Source organism: Arthrobacter sp. lap29 (assembly GCF_032458965.1).
In the GTDB taxonomy this organism is placed as follows: Bacteria; Actinomycetota; Actinomycetes; order Actinomycetales; family Micrococcaceae; genus Specibacter; species Specibacter psychrochitiniphilus.
In genome coordinates, this window is the sequence record NZ_JAUCEK010000002.1 from 437,959 (window position 1) to 459,301 (window position 21,343).

At 60.2% G+C, this 21,343-nt stretch carries 18 protein-coding genes; 5 read left to right on the plus strand and 13 right to left on the minus strand.

The window, feature by feature from the left end; all coding sequences use genetic code 11:
- Positions 1-64: 64 nt before the first annotated feature.
- Positions 65-1,774 carry a copper resistance protein CopC gene (locus RY113_RS05110; protein ID WP_315913747.1) on the plus strand — a complete coding sequence of 570 codons (1,710 nt, stop codon included), beginning with the start codon at positions 65-67 and terminating at the stop codon, positions 1,772-1,774.
- Positions 1,775-1,842: 68 nt separating this feature from the next.
- Here RY113_RS05110 and RY113_RS05115 read toward each other — a convergent pair whose 3' ends face one another.
- Both RY113_RS05115 and RY113_RS05120 read right to left on the minus strand, forming a co-directional pair.
- Positions 1,843-2,886, minus strand: a complete 1,044-nt coding sequence (locus RY113_RS05115; RefSeq protein ID WP_170120994.1) for a sensor histidine kinase KdpD — start codon at positions 2,884-2,886, stop codon at positions 1,843-1,845.
- Positions 2,887-2,923: 37 nt separating this feature from the next.
- Positions 2,924-3,589: a response regulator transcription factor gene (locus RY113_RS05120; RefSeq protein ID WP_315913748.1), complete on the minus strand. Its 666-nt coding sequence runs from the start codon at positions 3,587-3,589 to the stop codon at positions 2,924-2,926.
- Between the two features lie 818 nt (positions 3,590-4,407).
- Here RY113_RS05120 and RY113_RS05125 point away from each other — a divergent pair.
- Positions 4,408-4,626, plus strand: coding sequence for a ferredoxin (locus tag RY113_RS05125; protein ID WP_315913749.1), 219 nt, complete (start codon positions 4,408-4,410; stop codon positions 4,624-4,626).
- Here the strand turns inward: RY113_RS05125 and RY113_RS05130 are convergent.
- From RY113_RS05130 to RY113_RS05160, 7 genes are all read right to left on the minus strand, one after another.
- Positions 4,619-5,341: a VIT family protein gene (locus RY113_RS05130; protein WP_315913750.1), complete on the minus strand. Its 723-nt coding sequence runs from the start codon at positions 5,339-5,341 to the stop codon at positions 4,619-4,621. The two genes, RY113_RS05125 and RY113_RS05130, sit on opposite strands and share 8 nt — an antisense overlap.
- Positions 5,342-5,750: 409 nt before the next feature.
- Positions 5,751-7,256 carry a multicopper oxidase family protein gene (locus RY113_RS05135; protein WP_315913751.1) on the minus strand — a complete coding sequence of 502 codons (1,506 nt, stop codon included), beginning with the start codon at positions 7,254-7,256 and terminating at the stop codon, positions 5,751-5,753.
- 462 nt (positions 7,257-7,718) lie between these two features.
- Positions 7,719-8,612: a F510_1955 family glycosylhydrolase gene (locus tag RY113_RS05140; protein WP_315913752.1), complete on the minus strand. Its 894-nt coding sequence runs from the start codon at positions 8,610-8,612 to the stop codon at positions 7,719-7,721.
- Between the two features lie 90 nt (positions 8,613-8,702).
- The gene (locus RY113_RS05145; RefSeq protein ID WP_315913753.1) at positions 8,703-9,305 is read right to left on the minus strand and encodes a DUF305 domain-containing protein; all 603 of its coding nucleotides are present in this window, start codon (positions 9,303-9,305) and stop codon (positions 8,703-8,705) included.
- A 106-nt stretch (positions 9,306-9,411) separates the two neighbouring features.
- On the minus strand, positions 9,412-9,909 hold the full coding sequence (locus RY113_RS05150) for a hypothetical protein (RefSeq protein ID WP_315913754.1): 498 nt from the start codon (positions 9,907-9,909) through the stop codon (positions 9,412-9,414).
- A gap of 84 nt (positions 9,910-9,993) precedes the next feature.
- Complete coding sequence (locus tag RY113_RS05155; RefSeq protein ID WP_315913824.1) at positions 9,994-12,045, minus strand: copper-translocating P-type ATPase; 2,052 nt, start codon at positions 12,043-12,045, stop codon at positions 9,994-9,996.
- Positions 12,046-12,170: 125 nt separating this feature from the next.
- Positions 12,171-12,500 carry a heavy-metal-associated domain-containing protein gene (locus RY113_RS05160; protein WP_315913755.1) on the minus strand — a complete coding sequence of 110 codons (330 nt, stop codon included), beginning with the start codon at positions 12,498-12,500 and terminating at the stop codon, positions 12,171-12,173.
- 628 nt (positions 12,501-13,128) lie between these two features.
- Between RY113_RS05160 and RY113_RS05165 the strand changes: the two genes are divergently transcribed.
- On the plus strand, positions 13,129-13,317 hold the full coding sequence (locus RY113_RS05165; protein WP_315913756.1) for a hypothetical protein: 189 nt from the start codon (positions 13,129-13,131) through the stop codon (positions 13,315-13,317).
- A gap of 613 nt (positions 13,318-13,930) precedes the next feature.
- Here RY113_RS05165 and RY113_RS05170 read toward each other — a convergent pair.
- The 4 genes from RY113_RS05170 to RY113_RS05185 form a co-directional block, all read right to left on the minus strand.
- Positions 13,931-14,290, minus strand: coding sequence for a hypothetical protein (locus tag RY113_RS05170; RefSeq protein WP_315913757.1), 360 nt, complete (start codon positions 14,288-14,290; stop codon positions 13,931-13,933).
- Positions 14,291-15,287: 997 nt separating this feature from the next.
- Positions 15,288-16,571 carry an alpha/beta fold hydrolase gene (locus RY113_RS05175; RefSeq protein ID WP_315913758.1) on the minus strand — a complete coding sequence of 428 codons (1,284 nt, stop codon included), beginning with the start codon at positions 16,569-16,571 and terminating at the stop codon, positions 15,288-15,290.
- On the minus strand, positions 16,568-17,104 hold the full coding sequence (locus RY113_RS05180) for a GNAT family N-acetyltransferase (RefSeq protein ID WP_110106964.1): 537 nt from the start codon (positions 17,102-17,104) through the stop codon (positions 16,568-16,570). Before RY113_RS05180 ends, RY113_RS05175 begins: the two co-directional genes overlap by 4 nt.
- Positions 17,105-17,125: 21 nt before the next feature.
- Positions 17,126-19,672: a DUF3516 domain-containing protein gene (locus tag RY113_RS05185; RefSeq protein ID WP_315913759.1), complete on the minus strand. Its 2,547-nt coding sequence runs from the start codon at positions 19,670-19,672 to the stop codon at positions 17,126-17,128.
- Between the two features lie 44 nt (positions 19,673-19,716).
- On the opposite strand from RY113_RS05185, the gene RY113_RS05190 reads away from it, so the two are divergent.
- Together RY113_RS05190 and RY113_RS05195 are read left to right on the plus strand one after the other, a co-directional pair.
- Positions 19,717-20,631 (plus strand): methyltransferase domain-containing protein, encoded by a 915-nt coding sequence (locus RY113_RS05190; RefSeq protein WP_315913760.1) that lies wholly within the window; start codon positions 19,717-19,719, stop codon positions 20,629-20,631.
- Positions 20,628-21,326, plus strand: coding sequence for a PIG-L family deacetylase (locus tag RY113_RS05195; protein WP_315913761.1), 699 nt, complete (start codon positions 20,628-20,630; stop codon positions 21,324-21,326). Before RY113_RS05190 ends, RY113_RS05195 begins: the two co-directional genes overlap by 4 nt.
- The last annotated feature ends 17 nt before the right edge of the window (positions 21,327-21,343 follow it).

The window sequence follows — 21,343 nt, forward strand, 5'->3', positions numbered from 1 at the left end:
CACTGCAGCGTACCCCGCCGCCCAACCCGCACGTGTGGGTTGGGCGGCGGGGTACGCTGCCTGCATGGGCTCAGTCATACAGGACGAGGAGACGATCGTGCTCAGAGAACCATCCCGTCAAATGCGCTGGCAGAAAGTTAGGGCACCGAAACTAAATGCCCGCCGCTTGCTCGCGTTGCTGTTCGCCATGCTGTCGCTCGCTTTGGTGGTCCCACCCACGCCCGTCTTGGCGCACGCAGCGCTGCTGTACTCCCTGCCTGCCGATGGCGCAGCCCTCACCAGAGCTCCCGCTTCGGTGGAGTTTGTTTTCGGCGAAACCGTGGCCCCTGTCCTTGACGGTTTCCAGCTCTACGAAAGCAGTGGCGGACACCAAATCCTGCAGGTAGACCAACTGGACGCCACGGTCACGGCTACCCTGCCGCCAAAACTTGCCAACGGTAGCTACAAGCTCAGCTGGCGCGTCATCTCAGATGACTCCCATCCCATTTCCGGTGTGCTCTCGTTCAGCGTCGGGAGGGCCGGCGCAGGGGTTCCGGCTGTCGTCCCGGATGCCTCCGGAGGGGTGGACCTGCTCTACGGAGTACTCAACGCCTTTGGTTATCTGGGTTTGTTCGTCCTTATAGGACTCACGGCTTTCGATCTCTTCGTTGCCCGGACCACTGTGGCGGCTCGTCCACTACCTTGGGTGGCTGGATTCCTCGCCATCAGCGCCTACACCTTGCTCGTGCCCCTCAGCGCGGTGCGGGAGAGAGGTTCGGGTCTTGGAGATCTGGCTGATCCAGCCGTCTGGGGAATCGGGTGGTCCGGGGGGCAGGGGTTAACCCTTGTCTTTGCCCTTGCCGGGGTACTGCTGATGCTGTTGGCATCCAGAATTCCGGGAGCGGGCTCTAGCTGGACGGCAACGGTGGGGGCAGGTGTGGCGCTGCTTTCTGTTCTACCCATCGGCCACACTCAGGCGTACGAACCCAGCTGGCTGGTGATGGGCTCGGACCTGGTTCACGCCGCGACGGCAGCAGTTTGGCTAGGCGGCCTCGTAGGACTGGTACTGCATCTAGCCCGTGCCCGGCGGCACAAAGGTGACCCTGCACTGGCCGCCATGGTCTTGGGCAGATTCTCCACGTTGGCTGGAGGACTGGTGGTGCTGCTGGGCATTTCGGGGACAATCCTGGCCGTGGTGATGGTTGGTTCGGTGGCAACTCTTGTTGGAAGCTCCTACGGTCGGTTGTTGATGGTCAAGTTGGCAATCGTGGCTGTGATTGGAGGATTTGCGGCATGGAACCGTTTTGGACTTCTCCCACGTCTGGTAAACGAGGGAATAAAGGGAAAAGCTTGGTCCCGCTTAGCCCTTGCCGTGCGTCTTGAGGCTATTGGGATAGTAATGGTGCTTGGGCTCACCTCAGCACTGACGTTGCAGAATCCGCGGACGCTCGAGGTGCTGGACCCGTCAGGAACTGAAATACTCGTTGACCTTGGAACTGGGCATCTCACCGGCACCTTCAGCGCTGGTAAGGCGGGTACGAACGTACTGCTCTTTACCATCACTGACGTTGGTGGGGATCCTCTAAGTCCCTTCAGTCTGCCTCAAGTAAGCGTGGCGGAACCAAACCAGAGCCTTGGACCGCTGGCTGCCACAGTCAAACCAGGGGAGACGGAGGGAAGCTACCAAGCAGAAATGGACCTGCCAGTCGCTGGAATGTGGAAAATCACAGTCGCCGTCCGAATCAACGAGCTCGAGCAGCCCGCGGCCGTGATTGATGTGGTGGTGGCAAAGTGAACCGTGCCGGTGCCCAGCCGTGGGGAGGCACCAGGAGTCAGACCTGTGTACTCGTGAAGGTCCCAATCTCAGCTGAGTAAATTGACCGACTCATCAAGGGGATCAGGGTCAGCCGAGGCTGAGACGGTTTTCCCAAGCGGGGATGGCGGCACAGATAGTAGCGGTAACCGCAAGGTAAATGTGGTGCCGTGGCCAAGCGTGCTGGCCACGGAGACGGTGCCGCCACGGGCCTCCGTGACGGTCTTGACGATGGCCAGACCCAAACCGCTCCCAGCTCGCTCGCCGGCAGCGGACCCGGTCTGAAAGACCTCGAAAATGGAGCCCAGATCCGCCTCTGGGATGCCTGCTCCGGTATCGCTGACAGTCAGCACCAGCTCGCTGCCTAGGGGGTCGGCTGTTACAGCGATGGTGTCTCCTGGGCCGGTGAACCTGACCGCATTCTCGATCAGGCAGTCCATTATTGCCTCGAGTCGCTCATTGTCGCCCAGGACGGTGCCAGCTTCACTCCGGGAACTCCAATTCCTGTCGGCGGTGATAGCCCATCGGCGCAAGATCACGGCCAGCATCCTGTCGACGTCGACCGGCTCGGTGTTCGGCGGCTCCACAACCCGGACCAGGGTTAGTAAGTTGGTTGCCAACGCTGACGCCTTAATGAGCTCGGCTACCACCAGCTCGGCGTCCTCGCGCACCGTCGGCTCGGTGGACTGATCGGCGATGAGTTGCGCGTAGCCCCTAGCGATTGTCAGGCGCGTGCGTACCTCATGCGAACCGAACCGAGCGGCATTTTCCCGCTGTTGACTGCGGTGGCGGTCAGCCTGCTGCAGTGCGCGCAGTTGGGACTGAGAATTCCACTGACGGTTAACATGCCAGATCAACAGCGCCATAATACCGGCCATCAAGAAGATCTCGGTACATTCTTCCCATTCGATGTTCCCTGCAATGGCATGGCCCACTAGGGCTGCACCAGTCACTGTTGTGACAACGAAGAAGGCAATCATGGTGGCACGCCGTGGCCACGGGCAGAGTCCGTAAAGCAGCGCGAAACTAGCCCATACCAGATGAAAGGGGATGGTTTCCTTGCCAGGCAGCACAAAGGTGAGGTAACAGTTCACGCCCGCGAACACCACCCACGCGGCGGCGAGGACTGCTTTAGATCGCGATCCTATATCCAACATTACGCACCGTTTCAATTTGGTCCTGTGAGAGTTTGGATCGCAGCCGGCGCACACAGACGTCAACCACGTTTGTCCCGGTGTCGTAGCTGGTGCCCCAGACGCGCTCAAGAAGCTCGGCCCTGGTACATGTCTCGGGCGCCCGCTGAAGGAGGTGGGTTAGGAGCACGAACTCGCGTTGGGTTAGTGAGATGCGGCGCCCATCAGAGACGAGCTCGCGTTGCTGGATATCTATCTCGACGCCAGCTCTTCGAAGGTAGCGGGGGACTGCTAAGGGCGGGGCGGCCGTTCGAATGCGGGCGTGAACCCGGGCCAACAGTTCGGCGTTGGCAAACGGTTTGGCCAAGAAATCCACCGCACCGCCCTCCAAAACACCCACCCGGGTAGCCACCTGTGTCATGGATGAGAGCACCAAAACCTGACTCGCAGGACGGGATTGCATTAGTTCGGCCAGAACATCCTCGCCGCGGCCATCTGGCAACACCAGATCCAAAATGATCAAGTGCGGGTCAACAGTGCTGATGGTTTTGAGGGCATCAGCTACAGTGCCAGCCACCGTGACCGTGTGGCCGGCTCCGCTGAGGATTCGGCATAGGAGCCGGGCGAGGATAGGCTCATCCTCGACAACGACGATGCGACTCACGCCGGTGTCCAGTCTATGGCAATGGTCTTCGAACGGTGCGAGACAGAACGTACAGCTGAGGCCACGGATGACGATCCGCTAAAGGGTTGGGACGTCCGGGAACCTCGCCCGCAGTCATCAAGCGCCCACGCTTCAGGGAGACTAATCCCGAACGAAGCAATGCGATTTTTCATGCGAGGTTCCCCAATTCACTGTGGCATATAATCCACAACAATATGGCTGGACCGTTCACGGTAGTGGCCGGATGCGCTCAGCGTAAGCTATGTCACCAGAGCTGTCAATCAGTTAACGCGGCAGCGCCAATGTCGATCACCCCGGGAAACTATCTTGGCTCATGGGTGGCAACCGCCCCATGGGGCAACGTTTTGTTGCGCATCATGCTGAATCTCTTCCCGCTGGCCGTGGTCTTGCCATCTCCCGGGGGAGAAACCGGAAATGAACACCGCGCTTCCGTCTTCAGGCCAAGGACGTGCTTAGCGCCGTCGGATTTCCTCGCCACAGCCAACTGCACTAACGCTCTCACTGTTGCCGACCTTGGTTCAGCCATCCCATGTCCGTTGCTAAGAAGCTACGCCGGCGCTCATCCTCTCGGCCCTGAGTGATCCTGCAGACTGTGTTGGAGGGCTGAACAGCGGAGCGGAGGACTATTTGGCTAAACCTTTTGACATTGATGAACTGCTGGCACCCTGATGGTGACCTTCGATGGCGTGGGAACGGGTGTGCGGACCGAACGGTAAAGCGAATTTTTGGAAGATCTCGCGCGTCATTCACCAGCATGCCGGCAGGGGGAGCCTGCCTGAGGCAACAGGGAGAGCAAAATGAACGAAACACTTCACATCGACTGGACGCGGTGCGACGGGCGGGGGTTGTGTAGTGAATTGTTGCCCACTGTTTTGGTCCGTGACGACTGGGGCTATCCCTTGGCCCTGCATTCCACCAACGGTGGCCGCAGCGATCCGGCCACCAGTTCCGGGAATAGAAGAGCCAGACGGATACGTCTAGGCAATAGCTGGACAGTCTTGGGGGTGTTTAGATGATTCCGCTTGCGCCGAGGGTGGTGCCGATTCCGTAGGTCGCCGCTAGTGCCAGGGCGCCGCCCACTACTAGGCGCAGTGCAGAGGTGGTTTTGGAGCTGCCTCCGATGGAAGCACTCACCGTTCCCGTCAGGGCGAGGGCGAACAGTACCGCCAAGAACGTTACGGGGATCCGCCATTGCGCTGGCGGTAGCAAGATGGCTATCAGGGGCAGGATTGCGCCAACAGTAAATGCGGCTGCTGAGGCATAAGCTGCCTGCCATGGATTGACTTCTTCATGCTCGCTGATGTTCAGTTCAGCGGCCAGATGTGCTGATAAAGCATCGTGGGCGGTGAGCTCAAGGGCCACCTGTGTTGCAGTGGCTTCGCTGAGGCCTTGGGTGCGGTAGATCTCGGTGAGTTCCGCCAATTCAGCTTCAGGATCTTCAGCCAGTTCGCGGCGTTCCTTCTCGATAAGGGCCCGTTGGCTGTCCCGCTGGCTGCTCACGGACACGTATTCACCTAATGCCATGGAAACAGCGCCGCCAACCAGTGCGGCGATTCCAGCGACAAGAATGGGGGTGGGTGAGTTGGTCACGCCGGCGACTCCCACGACGGTGGCGGCGACGGATACTATGCCGTCGTTGGCGCCGAGGACACCGGCCCGCAACCAGTTCAGGCGTCCGGCGATATTAGGTGTGTGCGGTTCATTGTCATGGAAGCCCACTAGTTCGCTCATGCGCTCAAAAATAGCAGATGAAGTGGACCAGAAATACTTAGTACAGGTTCATAGCCTTCACTCGTGTGCTCGCAAAGCTGGCTGGCTGAGCACCATTATCGGAGCAAATTGTGCAGCCAAGGTTTCAACAGCAGCAGTTTGAGTCACAAGCGGAGACTCTTTGGTACTAATCTGTTTCCCAGCGCGCACTTACCGGTGCATCCTTGAGCTGTCCCGACTCCGAGGCTTGGGTCTTATTGTTTGCGGCACAGCTCAGTTTTGTGGTTCCCACTTCTTCGAATTTCCAATGCCGGTTCAACAAAGTTGTGCCTGGTTACCGCTTGATCCTGCCAGAAGTCCTGTTTCAACCAGCCTGCGGGTACGCCCCACACACAGTGGTCGGTATTGTGGGATTCATGATGGTTGGATGTTAGCTGAGGTAGGAGAAAACACCCATCATTCCACGTTCGGCGTGGTAAGCGTTGTGGCAGTGGAAGAGCCACTGGCCGGGATTGTCGGCATCGAACTGGACGGTCACAGTCTGCTTGGGCCGGACGATGACAGTGTCCTTCCGCGACCCGTCAGTCCCGATTTGGAACGTGTGACCGTGGATGTGCATGGGGTGCCACATCATGGTTTCGTTGATGAACTTCACTTCCACCCGTTCTCCAGCTTTGAGGTCGAAAGCGTTCTCAAACTGTTTGGTCATGTCGAATCGGTGGCCGTTGATGCCCCAGTCGTACTTCATCATTCCGCCCGTCAGGCGCAGTTCGTAAGTCCGGTCGGGTTTCTTGGCGGGCAGTGTCACGGAGGGGTCTGCGGTGAGTTGGCCGCCGTCGACCACGGTGCCGCTCAGGGTGCCAGGCAGGGACTCCCAGGTAGGCGCGGTTCCAGTACCGGTGGAGATGAGCCCGTAGCTCATTTGTCCTTTCCCCTCTGCCAGAGCGAGAAGGGCAGTAAAGCCTTCCTTGACGGTGATGAGGGCATCGATGCGTTCACCCATACCGAGGACGACGGCGTCCACCTCGGTGTGCTTGATGCGGAACCCGTCGGTGTGGGTTAGGGTCAGCTGCTGACCTGGGATCCCCACACGGTAGGCGGTATCCCCGGCGGCGTTGATGATGCGCAGACGGACTCTTTCGCCCGATTTGGCCACGAATGTTTCCGGGTGTTCCGGGTCCTTGCCGTTGAAAAGATGGAAGGGGTAGGCAACGTCGCCCGCGTCTCCGCCCAAGAATTCGCTGGAGGTCCCCATGAGCATGTGCCTCATGGGCATGCCGCCCCCTCCCATACCTGTGCTCACGCCTTGGGAAAGGTCCTTCAGAACACCATCGGGAGTGCCGGTAACGCCGTCGAGCCAGTCGTCTAGGACGATTACCCATTCTTTGTCATAGACAAGTGTCTCGTTGGGATCGTCGATGATGAGCGCCCCGTAGAGGGCTTGTTCGCGCTGCATTTCCACATGCGAGTGATACCAGTAGGTGCCAGGGTGGGGCAGTTTGAAGTCGTAGCTGTTCTGGGAACCGGGGGCGAAGGCGTCTTGGGTCAGGCCGGGAACGCCGTCGTCATTGTTACGCAGGGCTAAGCCGTGCCAGTGCACACTGGTGCCGTTACTGAGTTTGTTTGCAATGGTGACGTTGAGTTGGTCGCCCACCGAGCCGCGCAGGGTGGGCGCCACGAGGGCGCCGTTATACCCGGCGGTGGAGATGGTTTTACTAGCCAGCGTGGTGGTCAGTGGTGCCGGTGCTAGCGTTGCGCTGATGGTCCTCCCGGAAGTGACCCGGGCGGCTTCGAAGTCTGCGATCAACGGATCCGTGGGCAGGATCCGGTTCGCTCCGGATGCCGCCGGTGGGGGAGTGCAGGCGCTGAGTGCGGCTATGGCTGTAGCGGCTACGGACAGTCTTAGGAAGGAGCGCCGGGTGGGGGTGGTGTTCATAATGAAATCCTTTAATTGGTTTCCGGTTAGAGGGGGGTGATGAAGGTACCGGCGAGGTTTTGTAATTGATAGATACACTTCATCCATAGGCCGGTGCGCATCGTCAGGCCCCAGGCGATGAGAATGGCTGCCCCGTTGATGTTGACCACGCGAATGTGCGGGCGCACTAGTCTGAGGTCGATAGTGGGGCAGGTCGCTAGTGGGGCAGGTCGCCAGTGGCTCAGCCTCTGCACAGGGCAAGGACGGCGGTGAGTCTGGGGCCAATCCAAGGTCTCCAGCCCAAGCCAAACACGGATGCCGCGTGCTGCTCCAGCGCCGAGCCCACGACGAGAAAGCGGGCCCCGGTCAGCAAACGGCGAAGATTTCCCGGCTCCTTGGGATTGGACAGGCCGGATGCCTATTTCAGCTTTGAGGGCACCGTCAGGGGTGTTGGTGGCAAAGAACTCCCCGATGCTCACGACCTTAGGGAGTGGTTGGGGCGAAGGTGGCTCCGCCGTCGGACGAGCGTTGAATACCATCAGCTGCAGTTACCCAGATTCTTGGTGTGCCGGCTGTACCGGCCACTGCGGTGACCGCTTGGACCTGTCCAGCAACCTTCCCTGTGGAAGTCCATGTCAGCCCGGCATCGTTGGAGATGTGGACATTACCGCCCGGAGTGATACCAACCACCTGTGTGGGAGCCGGGCCTGTTGTAGCTGTTCCGGTGGCGAAGGATACGAACTGCATCAGCGGGGCGCCCGGGACTGCGCTCCAGGTTCTTCCGCTGTCGATGGAGCGTTGCAAGCCTTCTTGGGTGGTGGCCAACACTATTGGGGTGGCCGGGTTTCCTGCCAAGACTGCCGGGGCAAAGCTCGCCGTTGATGTGGTCCATGTGAGGCCGTCTGCGCTGGTCCACAATTTTCCGTCAAAGGCGACGAGCCCGTGCTCAGTGCTGCTGAGAGCGTGGAAGTCTGACTGGCCACCGCGCGAGAGAGGTTCCCACGTTTTGCCGGCATCGACGGAACGGATCAGTCCCACGGGGTCAGGCAGTGTTGAGCCGGGTCCGGGATGCCCGGAGGCATAGAAAACCAGCGGATCGGCGGTTGTGGTGAACCCCATCAAGTCAACGGTCTGGGTGCCAATCTTGGTCATGGTGGGTCCGGTGGCGTCGTAGAGACCGTCATGGGTGGCGAGCAGGATCTGCGTGGATACAGGATCCACAAAGATCCCATGCACATGTCCGGTAGAAGCTGGTGCAGGGTCAGGAGAAACTGCAGTGGTGGCCGTTGTTGTGCAACCGGTCAGAGCAAATGGCACGAGCAGGGCCGCGCTGATCAGCGGGAGGTGTGTGTGCGAAAAGAGCGCTTTGGGGGTCATCAGAAATCTCCAGAAGGAAGTGGGAAAGCTGTGGCCGGTGGCGGTCGAAAGCTGATTCTGACCGCCACCGACAGTTGCGCGGGTGACATTTTAGAGGGCTGCTAGTAGCTCTTTCATGTCATTAATTTCGGCCTCTTGGCTGGAAACAATCGACTTGGCCAAGGTGACGGCGTCGGCGTTCTTGCCGTCGGCGACTTCGGTCTTGGCCATTTCTAAGGCCCCTTCATGATGGGCGGTCATCTGGGTCAGGAACAATTTGGCGGCCTCGGTTCCTTGGGCGGCCTTGAGTTTGTCCAGGTCGGCGCTGGTCATCATGCCCGCCATGGAGTGATCGCCGGTCATGGCGGTCGACTCGCCCCAGGCGCTCAGGTAGTTGGTCATAGTGCTGATCTCAGGGGCTTGGGCAGTCTTGATATCCTTGGCCAGGGCGATGATTTTTGCGTCTAGGCTGGGCTTTGCCAGCATGATGTCGCTCATCTCCACTGCTTGGGAGTGATGGGGCAGCATCATTTGGGCGAACATCGTATCTGCGGCATTGTGATTAGCGCCGATAGCGGGGGGTTGCGTGGTGGACATGGCCGAGCTGCCATGGTCCATGCCTTCCATAGAGCCTGCATCGGGGCTGGTGGAACAACCGGACAGAGCAATAACGGCGGCTAGTGCGGCGGCGGAAGCGGTTAGAATTTTTTTCACAGTAAACAGTCCTCAACTCAAAATTTTCACTACAGATGGACGTCACCCCTCGGCGGGGTGCGCTAACGAGGACCTGTCACTCGGTGACAGGTCAGAATCGAGCGGTTTACGTCCGGCTGATGGAGAGTTGAGTCAAGGAAGGAGGGTCAGGGACGCGCCCTGCGCATTTGTATCCCTCATGGCCCGATACGGTGGGCCCGGCGGCAGGGTCGGGCACGAGGCCCGGTTGCGGGGCCGCTGGTGTAGCCGCCCCGGCGAAGGGGATGCAATCTCCGTGGCTGGCCATGGGCATCTCACATCCTAAGGGTGAACACCCACACACATTCATGTTTCCGTGGGGGGAGGCCACCGCCGCAACTTCGTCATGGTCGGCGACTGACATGGTTTGTGATGCTGCGGGGTGTGCAGCAGCAGGAGCTTCTGTCACGTCGGCAGCAGCTGAAGCGGCAGCGGTGCTGATGTGCACGGACGCCATCGGTGCAGCCTGTGCGCTGCCGATGACGTGCATACCCAGAAGGCCGCCCACAATAGCGGCCGCCAGCGTGATTAGGCCCACCCAACGCAGCAAGAATACCGGCAGTCGCAGCGTGCTTGACGCGTTCATGGCGGGATCCTCTCTGGTGGTTTGGCAGTCTCAGTCGTTGTGTAGTGTACCGGAGCGAACTGGATGGTTCCGGTGAGTTGGGGGTTAGCTCACTTCAGCCGGGTCGAGCTTAAGCCGGCGCAGCAGTTGGGCGTTCAGGGCCACAACGATGGTGGACAAGGACATAAGCACAGCCCCGGCCGCTGGTGAGAGCACGAAGCCGACGCCGGCGAGCACTCCGGCAGCCAGTGGGACCGAGATGATGTTGTAGCCCGTGGCCCAGATCAGGTTTTGCCACATCTTGCGGTAGCTGGCTTTGGAGAGGTCCACGGCGGAGAGTACAGCGCGGGGATCATTACCAGCCAAGATCACCCCGGCTGATTCCATGGCGACGTCCGTTCCGGCGCCGATCGCGATGCCAACTTCTGCTCTGGCCAAGGCAGGTGCATCATTGACGCCGTCGCCGACCATGGCCACCTTCATGCCGCGGCTTTGGAGTTCGGCCACTTTCTGGTCCTTGTCTTGGGGCAGGACTTCGGCGAAGACCTCGTCGATGCCCAGCTCCGCGGCCACGGTGGCGGCGACTTGCTGGGCGTCACCGGTGATCATGGCAACTTTGATGCCGCGGGATTGCAGGGCGTGGACGGCCTGCCGGGATTCCTCACGGACTTCGTCTTCTAGCGCGACGGCACCGATCACGGCACCGTCTTTGATGACGTGCAGAATTGAAGCCCCTCTGTCCATCCAGCGCGTTGTTGCGGTCTTGATCCGCTCCGGTTCGGCCAGAGCGAGTTCCTTCAGCAGTGCCGGACCGCCGACGGCCACGGTGGAACCGTCAATGGTGGCCTGGACACCGCGGCCGGTCATCGATTGGAAACCGGTGGCTGCCATGGCTGGTGTGCCGGTCTTGTTCGCGGCTGCAATAATGGCTCGGGCCACGGGGTGTTCACTGTCGGATTCCACAGCGGCGGCCAGTGCCAGCAATTCATCCGTGGTCAGTTCTTCAAGGGCCGCAACGTCCGTCAGTGCAGGTTCGCCCTTGGTCAGGGTTCCGGTCTTGTCGAAGAGGACCACATCGATGGTGCGCATCCGCTCCAGTGCCATCCTGTCCTTGATCAATACCCCAGCCTTGGCTGCGCGTTCGGTGGAGATAGCAATGACCAATGGAATGGCAAGGCCCAGGGCGTGAGGGCAGGCAATGACGAGCACTGTCACCGTGCGGGTCACGGCATCTGGAATGCTGCCCAGCAGCGACCAAACGATGAACGTGATGACGCCGGACCCGGCGGCGAAGTAGAACAAGAACGCGGCGGCACGGTCGGCCAGGGCTTGTGCCCGGGACGTGGAGGATTGTGCCTGAGCCACCAGCCGCTGGATTCCGGCCAACGCTGTGTCATCGCCGACGGCGGTCACTTTCACCCGCAGGGAATTATCGGTGGCAACGGTCCCTGCCACCACGGGGTCGCCAACCGTCCTGGAGATGGTCTTGGATTCGCCGGTAATCATGGACTCGTCCACTTCCGCGGATCCGTCGGTGATTTCGCCGTCGGCCGGCAACCGGGCCCCGGGTCGGACCAGAACAATGTCCCCGGGGTTCAGTTCGGCGATGCTGATGGTTTCGGTGCCGCCGTCGGTAACCCGTTCGGCCTCATCCGGCAATAGCGCGGCGAGGGCGTCAAGGGCGCCCCGGGCCGAGCCCAATGCCCGCATTTCGATCCAGTGCCCCAGCAGCATGATGGCCACCAGCAGCGCCAGCTCCCACCAAAAGTCCAAGTCGAATCCGCCAATGCCCAGGCTCGTCACCCAAGACGCAATGAACGCCACCGTGATGGCCATGGAGATCAGCAGCATCATGGCCGGCTGGCGGGACTTGATTTCCTGCCACCCACCTTTGAGGAATGGCTGGCCGCCGTAGAAGAAGATCACTGTGCCCAACAGTGGCGGGATCCAAGCCGAACCGGGGAACGCCGGGACGGTGTAGCCCAGGAGGTGCCCAAACATGGGGCTGAAGAACACGACAGGGATGGAAAGGATCAAGGTCAGCCAGAAGCGGTTCTTGAACATGGCGGTGCTGTGCCCGGCATGTTGGCCCCCGCTATGCACGGCATGGTCATCATGATCCATGCCCGTATGTTTCATCGATGAGTGATCCATCATAGTGGGACTTGTGCCGGGGTGATTGCCCTCTTTCGGTGCAGTGCCGGTTGATTGGTGGGCAGTGGGGTTGCTGTTCTTCTCCATGACTCTCCTTGCTCGGCGGTGCACAAATAATCGGCAGCTGGTTAGCTTCGGTTCAGGGAGTAGCCAGCACTTTCAACAGCGGCTCGCACCGATTCCCGGCCGGCGCCACCGGTGACGGATAGTGTAGAGATGCCGCCGGCCACCAGTTCAACGGCGGCCGATTCCACTCCTGGCACGGCTGAGATAGCCGTTTCCACAGTTCTCACGCAATGCCCGCATGTCAGGCCCTCCAAGGCGTAACGTGTGCTGGCAGCTTCGCTCGGAACTGCGGCACCTGACACTAAGGCTGTTGGGTCGGAAGAGCAGCACCTGCAGCCGGTATCAGTGGCTGGGGTCAGGTTGAGGTCTTTGCGGGTGTCGGTTCCACACATGTCAGTGAATTCCTTCGAATGAGGATGAATGATGTGTTGGGGTTGAACGGCAGTGGCGGCCGGAATGATCCTGAGCCGAGACAAACTACTTCACTGACAACAAACTCAATATACCCCCCAGGGGTATAATCGGTCAAGGTAATATGCGGCTGCTCTGTGACAGTCTCCCTGGATATGCAAAGAGGAACGGGCAGGGAGTTGAGTATGGCTGAACCGCGTCAGGAATATTGTTGGCCGTTCATTTACGGCGGAAGCGTAGGCGCCGGTTGTACCGGTGCGATCTACGGGCGTAGTACACCTCAACCTCGGCAAAGAGTGTCAAGAAGCGATTTAGGACCAGTACAATTGGTCAACCTAGCCGCTAACGTGGGCCCTTGGCAGTGATAACCAACACGTTTTTTTGTGTACTCCCACCTCTATGGGCTCAGTCAGGACCGGGTTTCAGACCCTACTGCGCCTGACACTGGGGATTGCTGTGGCTGCAGGGATTTTCCTACTGGCCCCCACATCCTCACCAATTTGCTTGCCGGGGTCTGGATGTCCTCCTGATAGCGGGCACGCCACGCGTTGGGGCAGGGCGCAAATACGTGTCCGTAGCGACACTTCTGGTGCTGATCATTGAATGGGCATGACGGCGTTATCGTGTTTTTCTTGGCCTACGCCGTCCAAATGGGTATGGGAGGGCGACGCCGGTGGCGAACGTGCGCTTGAGGACGCCCGGGGGAAGCGTGCTGCCTACAACAGCACGGTTACTGCCGGGGATAGGCCAGATGTTCCATCCTTGGCGCCAGGGCTGGTAGTTGCACTGGACCTGTAGAGGATATGGGCAGCACTCCAGCAACGCCTTCTGTCCGTCAGCTCCAGAAAAATCATTCCATGATGCAGATGCTTCATGAGTTGGGGCTTTCCAGAACACGCCGCAAAGGCATGGACTTACGGCAGCTCAGATGTGTAGCCCTGATCTGACGGTAATCCGCCGCACCCATTGGAACCTTTGCCGTGGCGCTTTGCCCGTTACCTGAACTATCCGGCAGAGGATCAGCGCCCTTGCGCGAAATTTTTCGCTCGCATCTACCCGGGTGACCGTCATTATCGGCATGTCCGGGCTACCGTCCCTGACTAATCAGCTGACCGAGGGCAGTCGAGTCGAAGTCCTGGGTTAGCTTTCTCACGTCTCAGCGGATTTACCCGCACTGTCGTCGTAGAGTTCATCTCCACCGTTGCCGCCGCGGTTGGGACAGATTATGAGCAGAAAAGATTAAGGTGCTACCGGGCAGCGCTGGATGCATCGGCAATGAACGCCGTGATTGGCCTCAAACCCCGCTGCATCCCGGTTGCGCATTCTTACCTTGTTGGATCAGGTCACGGCTCGTTTCCGCCGTAATATTCTGAAGGTGGCTGACACCGTTGAGCGGAATTAGGCGGTGCCGTCAGGCCGCTGGACCCGAGGGCAGCGCGCCGCCTTCATCTGTCCAATCCTGGCCCAAGTCATCGTTCAGGGCCGGGTCAGTGTCCACGTCTGGGAGCCCGCTGTGCCGCTTTGACTCTGTTTCAGGGGAGGAGGATGCAATGGGTGAGCTGTTTTCCCCCGGGTGAAGAAGACGGGTAGCTATTTTTCCAGTTTCGTCCTTGACGGTGGTTTGCACATGTTCGATGGTCTCTTGGACAGCGTCCATCTCCCATACCGCGCGCGCATTGTTCTTCAAGTTCTCGTAGCCGCGGCGGCCCACGCGGGTGCCCACAACATATCCCACGGCCAGTCCGGCTGCGAAGGCCAATTTCGCTTTCATGGATAGCTCCTTGTCTTGTCTGCACGTCACGCGTGCCCTTGGTGTTGCGATTGCAGAGTTCAAAAAAGTGGTTCTTGTCCCACTGTAATGAGGCGGACACTGTTGGAGAATTAGCCACGCGGGAGCACTGGTATTCATCGGCCGGTTCAGAATGCGGCCGCCGCTCTCCGATGCGCTTTAAACGGCAGCGCAGGAATAGGGATCCTCGAGGAGAGCATCGCTCCCAGGCTGCGCGTCCCGTGCATGCCACCGCGTGTTCGTGCCTTCTTTAGGGGTTGAACCCCCACACCCCGTGGTGGGGCAGGGTTCAGCAGTGGGGCGGTATTTCCCAGCTCGGCATACATATCTCACACTGTTGAACGTGCAACGACCACAATCTAGTAGCTTGGATGGTTGCAATCTCACCATGCAGGAAAAGAACATAGCTGCTTAGTGTCAAGCCTGAATCCACCCTTGATTAGCCAGGGGGCTACCCGGTCCGAATGGGATACGTGACTCTAGAGCGCTGGAGGACCCACTAGCCCGGATTCAGGGTGTCACGGGCAGCCACCGGCTAGATTTCTACCCTCTCATTCCTCCCCCAAATGACGCTGGCACTCGAACGCAACAATTGTCAGTAGAAATCGTTCGTTAGGGCTGGTTATACCCGGATAACCTGAGCTTTCGCTGTGAGGGATTGACGTCAAAGTCCGCCATTGGGGGCTGAACTCGTTGACAGCACAGTAAACTGACCCAGGGCACGTATCGCTTGCCACACTTGACGATGCACCCGGTGACGCTGGGTTGACTTCGCAAGTGGTGGGAGTGTGTCCGAACAACTCTGCGCCGAGTCTCTCTCTGGACAATCCAGGGACCTGTGCCCCGCGCAGCGATCCTCTAAGGTGGGGGAATTAGAGAACCCGCGCCTCGGCTGCAGCCAGCCCTCTGACTCTGCTGATACCGGGGATGAGGCCTCGAAGGTCTCAGCTAGCTAAGGGGCCTCTACCACCTATGACGCTTAGGCGCGGACCATGCCCAGTAGTCTGGCGAAGATGCCCTCACCATCATCAGCAATGCCATCGTGGTGGAAGTCGGCGCTTTCCCAGACCTGTAAACCGTTGACGGCTGCGGCCGTAGCGAGGGACAGATCCCGGTCCACGAAGATGTCATCGCGGTAGACGGCTGCAGCCACCGGCACACTATTTAGGGCCAGCTGCTCCACGTTGTAGAGATCCCCCCAGCCGTCCGTGCGGACCGCCAACAACTGAGCCACTTCCTGCAAGGGGCTCAGGGCTGGATCCTGCTCAAAATACCAAGGATAGACGGCTTCGCCGCTCAGCAGCGGCTGGGCAGCGTCCGGTAAGAAATCGGGGTTCGCGGCCAAAACCCTGGCGGCAGCCCAGTTACTGGCTTCGCCCTGGACATAGATGGACTCGTGCATCAGGGCATACAGCGGGCCCGTTGAACGGTCTACCTGGGAGCTGAGCTGAGCCAAGAACCCATCTGAGAGCCGTACTCCGTGGAGCGTGGGGACAAAGGCGTCTTCGAGGACATAATGGAGGGAATCAAAACGAGTGTTGCCGCCCAGCAGGTTGCCCAGCATTTGCACACGTTCACGGGTGAGCCGTTCGCCCGTAGGCAGAAACTCGGCGACAGCGTCCGTGTGCGCCATAATCCGGGTCAGCACCTCACGGTCTGTGGGGTATTTGGCGAAGTACTCCGCATTGCGGCGCCGGAGCCGCTCAAAAGTTGCCTGGTAGACCTGGTCAGCCGGGCCCGTCAGAGGCGCCAGCCCGCCGGTAATGAGGGCTTCCTTGACGCCTTCAGGAGCGAAGGAGAGGTAGCTCAGGGCGCAGAAGCCGCCGTAGCTTTGACCAAAGATACTCCAAGGCCCTGACCCCAGGGCTGCGCGGATGAATTCAGCGTCCGCCACAATGTCAGTGGCCCGGAAATGGGAGAGGTACTCTGCTTGTTCCGCGGCGGAGCCCACCAATGGCAGGGTCTGCCGGTTGGCCGGGGTGGAGAGGCCCGTGCCCCGCTGATCCAGCATCAAGACGCGGAAATGCCTAGTGGCCTCCGCCAGCCAACCGCTTAGACCAGCAGGCCGGTTTCCGCGTCCACCCGGTCCGCCTTGGAGGAACAGCAGCCAAGGCAAAGCCTCGCCGTCCACCCGGGCGTCACTGAGCTCGCGCGCAAACAGTTCAAGAGTGGTTCCCCCTGGGTGTGCGTGATCAAGCGGGACCGTGAACCGGTGATCGCGCATGCGCACGCCCCGGATGGTGTAGGCGTCAGTGGGGCTCATGACTGGGCCGGTGCCGAGGATGGAACGGAGGATGCTGCCGTTGCTAGTGCCGGGGCTCCAAAGTTCACCAGGGCGCCACCGTCCAAACGGAACACGTGCCAGCCGTCCATGGGCGCTGCTCCGAACGACTTATAGAAGTTAATGGAGGGCTCGTTCCAATCCAGAACGCTCCACTCCACCCGCGCATAGCCGCGTTCCACAGCAATCTGGGCCAGGTTTTGCAACAGCATTTTTCCGTAGCCGCCGCCCCGCGCCTCGGGCCGCACATACAGGTCCTCGAGATAGATCCCGTGCGTACCCTCCCACGTGGAGTAGTTCAGGAACCAGAGGGCGAACCCCACAATCGGTTCTCCGGCAACAGGGGAGTCCACCACGTGCGCGTAGATTTGCGGATTCGCACCGAAGAGATTGGCGTGCAGCATCTCTTCGGTGTTTTTCACGGCGTCGGGCTCTTTTTCATAAGCAGCCAGATCGTGAATCATGCCAAGGATGGCGGGGACATCGGCGGGCGCAGCGGTGCGTAGCAAGTTCATGAATTTAGCTTATCGTGCAGCTTACATCCTGCTGAATTCCTGAAAATGTACCACGGCGGCACCTGCCTCATTTGACGCCTCAAGATCCACCGTGGCGTGCATATGCCAATCATGGTTTCCTGCGGGGTCAACAATGGTTTGGCGCACGGACCAGCTCTCAGCTGACGGGGCTATATGCAGCAGCGCCGGGCCACGGGCGGCCGGGCCTGCCTCAATGTATTCATGCTCGTCCCAGTAGTCATCCAGTGCGTCGGCCCAACGGTCGGCGTCCCAGCCGCGATCGGAATCGAGCGCACCCAAAGCCTGAACGTCATCATCCGCAGCAAGCTCTACGCGGCGGAACATCTCGTTGCGGACCATGACCCGGAACGCACGTGCGTTATCGGTCAAACGCGGCGGGGCCGGCGGCAGGGCTGTTTCTTCGAGGAAGGTGGCACTGTCAGTATCCTGGCCACTAGTCATTTTCTCCCACTCATCGAGCAGGCTGGAGTCCACCTGGCGGACCAGCTCGCCCAGCCACGAGATGATGTCCTCGAGGTCTTCGCGAAGCGCATCTTGGGGGACGGTTTGGCGCAGCGCCTTGTAAGCGTCGGTGAGGTAGCGCAGCACAATACCCTCGGAACGGGCCAGTGAGTAGTACTGCACGTACTCACCAAAGTTCATGGCCCGCTCATACATGTCACGGATGATCGACTTCGGGCTCAGCTCAAAGTCACCCATCCACGGCGAGGCCTTCCGGTACACGTCAAAGGCACCAAAAAGCAGCTCGGCCAAGGGCATGGGGTAGGTGACCTCGTCGAGGATGGCCATCCGCTCGTCATACTCAATGCCCTGAGCCTTCATGTCAGCGACCTTTTCGGTGCGTTCACGCTTGAGCTGGGCGGAGAGTATTTGACGTGGCTTCTCCAGCGTCGATTCAATCACGGAGATAACATCCAGCGCGTAGCTAGGCGACTCGGCGTCGAGCAGGTCAAGGGCTGCGAGCGCAAACGGCGACAGCGGCTGGTTCAGCGCAAAGTTCATTTGCAGATGGACGGTGAGGCGGACCGTGCGTCCGTCGGATTCCAGCTCATTCTCGGGGATACGCTCCACCACGCCGGCACCCAGGAGCTCCCGGTACATGCCGATGGCCTTGCGGATCAGCACCCTCTGTTTGGACGGGGACTCATGGTTTTCGGTCAGTAGCGCCTTGGCAGCCTGGAAAGGATCGCCGGGGCGTTCTAGCAGGTTCAGCAACATGGCGTGGGTAACGGTGAAGCTGGAGGTCAGCGGTTCAGGCACGGATTCGGCCAGGCGAGTGAAGGTGGGTTCACCCCAGCTGACAAACCCTGTCATGGGCTTCTTCTTCACTACCTGGCGTAGCTTCTTTTGGTCGTCGCCAAACTTGGCAACCGCCTTTGCCATGGACTTGGCGTTTTCAATCACGTGCTCGGGGGCTTGGACAATGACGGTCCCGGCGGTGTCATAACCGGCACGTCCGGCACGCCCGGCGATCTGTTGGAACTCTCGGACCTGCAAAATACGGGTCTTGATACCGTCGTACTTGCTCAGGGCTGTCAGCAGCACGGTACGGATGGGCACGTTGATACCCACACCCAAGGTGTCGGTGCCGCAGATAACTTTCATCAGACCTGCTTGGGCCAGTTGCTCCACTAGGCGGCGGTACTTGGGCAGCATGCCGGCGTGGTGGACGCCAATACCGTGGCGGACCAGGCGGTTGAGGGTTTTGCCGAAGCCGGCGGAGAAGCGAAAGCCCGCTATGAGCTCCCCAATCTTGTCCTTTTCCTCCCGCGTGCACACGTTGATGCTCATGAGGGTCTGCGCCCGGTCAATGGCCTCTGCTTGGCTGAAATGAACCACGTAGACGGGGACTTGCTTGGTGGCGAGCAGTTCCTCCAAGGTCTCGTGGATACCGGTCTGCACGTAGTAGTAATGCAGGGGGATGGGGCGCTCGCCGGAGGAGACGGTGGTGGTGTCCCGGTTGGTCAGCTCCGTCAGCTCGCGTTCAAAACGGCTCACATCCCCGAGGGTGGCGCTCATGAGCAGGAACTGGGACTGCGGGAGCTCCAGTAGCGGCAGTTGCCAGGCCCAGCCGCGCTGCGGGTCCGAGTAGTAGTGGAACTCATCCATGATGACCACGCCAACGTCGGCATCCTCACCCTCGCGCAGGGCGATGTTCGCCAGAATCTCAGCGGTGCAGCAAATGATCGGTGCGTCTTGGTTCACGGAGGAATCGCCGGTGATCATGCCCACGTTCTCAGCACCGAAGATCTCGCACAAGGCAAAGAACTTTTCCGAGACCAGCGCCTTGATGGGTGCCGTGTAGTAGCTGGCTGCCCCACGCGCCATGGCGTTGAAGTGCGCTGCAATGGCCACCATTGACTTGCCCGAGCCTGTGGGGGTGGACAAAATCACGTTGTTCCCGCTGACCAGCTCCAGCGCTGCTTCCTCCTGTGCCGGGTACAGCTCCAACCCCCGGTCAAGGGTCCAATCCAAAAACGCGTCCAAAATATCGTCGTCGGAGGAGGTCTGCGGATTTAGGGTGGCAAGCTGTTCAAGAAGATTCATGGTCATCCCAGCTTAGGTGCTCGGCGCTATGGGAGGATAACGGCATGGGTGATGGAACATTTCTGTGGGAACCGGACGTGTACGGCCACTTCAGCGATTTTCGCAGCCGGCCCTTCTTTGACCTGACCTTCCGGATCGGGGCAACGGCGCCGCGATCCGTGGTGGATTTGGGCTGCGGGCCAGGAACGCTCAGTGCAACGCTCGCGCAGCGCTGGCCCGGGGCCAGCGTCCTGGGGCTAGACAGCTCCGCGGCCATGATTGCCCAGGCCCGCACGCTTCTGCCTTCTCCTGCTTCTACTCTCACGCCTGATCCGGCGCACGACGGCGGCCCCTCTCTCCCGCCTGCAGCTCACCGGCGTCCAGCTCACCTAGAGCCGGGGCTGGCGTTTGTGCAGGGCGATATCACTGCCTGGCGGCCGGGGTCCGGCGGGTTCGCTGGAGCAGCCATAGCCGCCGGGGCTCCACCGGTTGATGTGGTGGTGTCCAATGCCGCCTTGCAATGGGTGCCAGGGCACCGCGATCTCATGGCGCAGTGGCTGGCGGAACTGCGCCCTGGTGCGTGGCTGGCAGTGCAGGTCCCGGGGAACTTTGGCTCGCCGTCGCACGTGTTGCTCCGGGAATTGGCAGGCAGTCCGCGCTGGCGCAAACAGCTGGACGGTGTGTTGGGCCACCATGATGCGCTGGCGGAACCCTCTGAATACCAGGAGCTGTTGCTGAGCAACGGGGCCACAGCAGATGTATGGGAGACAACGTACAACCATCTATTGCCGGGGGAGTCCCCGGTGTTGGGCTGGGTCCGGGGCACCGCCTTGAGGCCAGTGGCGGCAGCTCTGGGTGCGGAAGAAATGATAAAATTCGAACAAATGTTCGAACCTCTTTTGGTGGCGGCCTATCCGCCGGGTGAATGTGGCACAATTTTTCCGTTCCGGCGGATCTTTATGGTGGGAGAGAAACAATGAGTGAAATGCAAGAGTTTCCCCAGGACTGGCAGCGGGCCCTGGTGCTCGTGGCACACCCGGATGATCCCGAATATGGGATGGCGGCGGCGGTGGCGGAATGGATCACCGCCGGAAAACAGGTCAGCTACGTGTTGGCGACTCGTGGGGAAGCCGGCATTGCAGGCATGCACCCGGAAGAGTCGGGGCCGCTGCGTGTCATGGAACAGCAGAACGCCTGTGCCCGGGTAGGTGTGAGCGATTTAGTGTTTCTGGATTATCCTGACGGGCGGATCGAAGAGGGGCTGGGGTTGCGCCGCGACTTGGCCCGGGAGATTCGCCGGGTCCGCCCAGATGTGGTGTTGAGCCTGAACCACCGGGATGAGTGGGGACCGGGGCAGTGGAACTCCGCCGATCACAGGGCAGTGGGCCGGGCTGTCTTGGATGCCGTAGGGGATGCTGACAATGAATGGATCTTCCCCGAACTACTGGCCGAGGGCCTGCCGCGGCACAAAAGCAAGTGGGTGGCCATCATGTCTCCACACCCCACCCATGCCCAGCCGGTGTCCGCTGCCAGCATTGAAAAAGCCTGCGCGTCGCTGGCAGAACACAGCCAATACCTGCGAGCGCTGAGTGAGGAAGCTGTGGATGTTCAGGCCCGCAAGCAGACAGAGATGGTCACTTCTGGTGGAGCCGTGGCGTTTGAGCTGTACGGCTAAGCCAGTGGTGTAGTTCC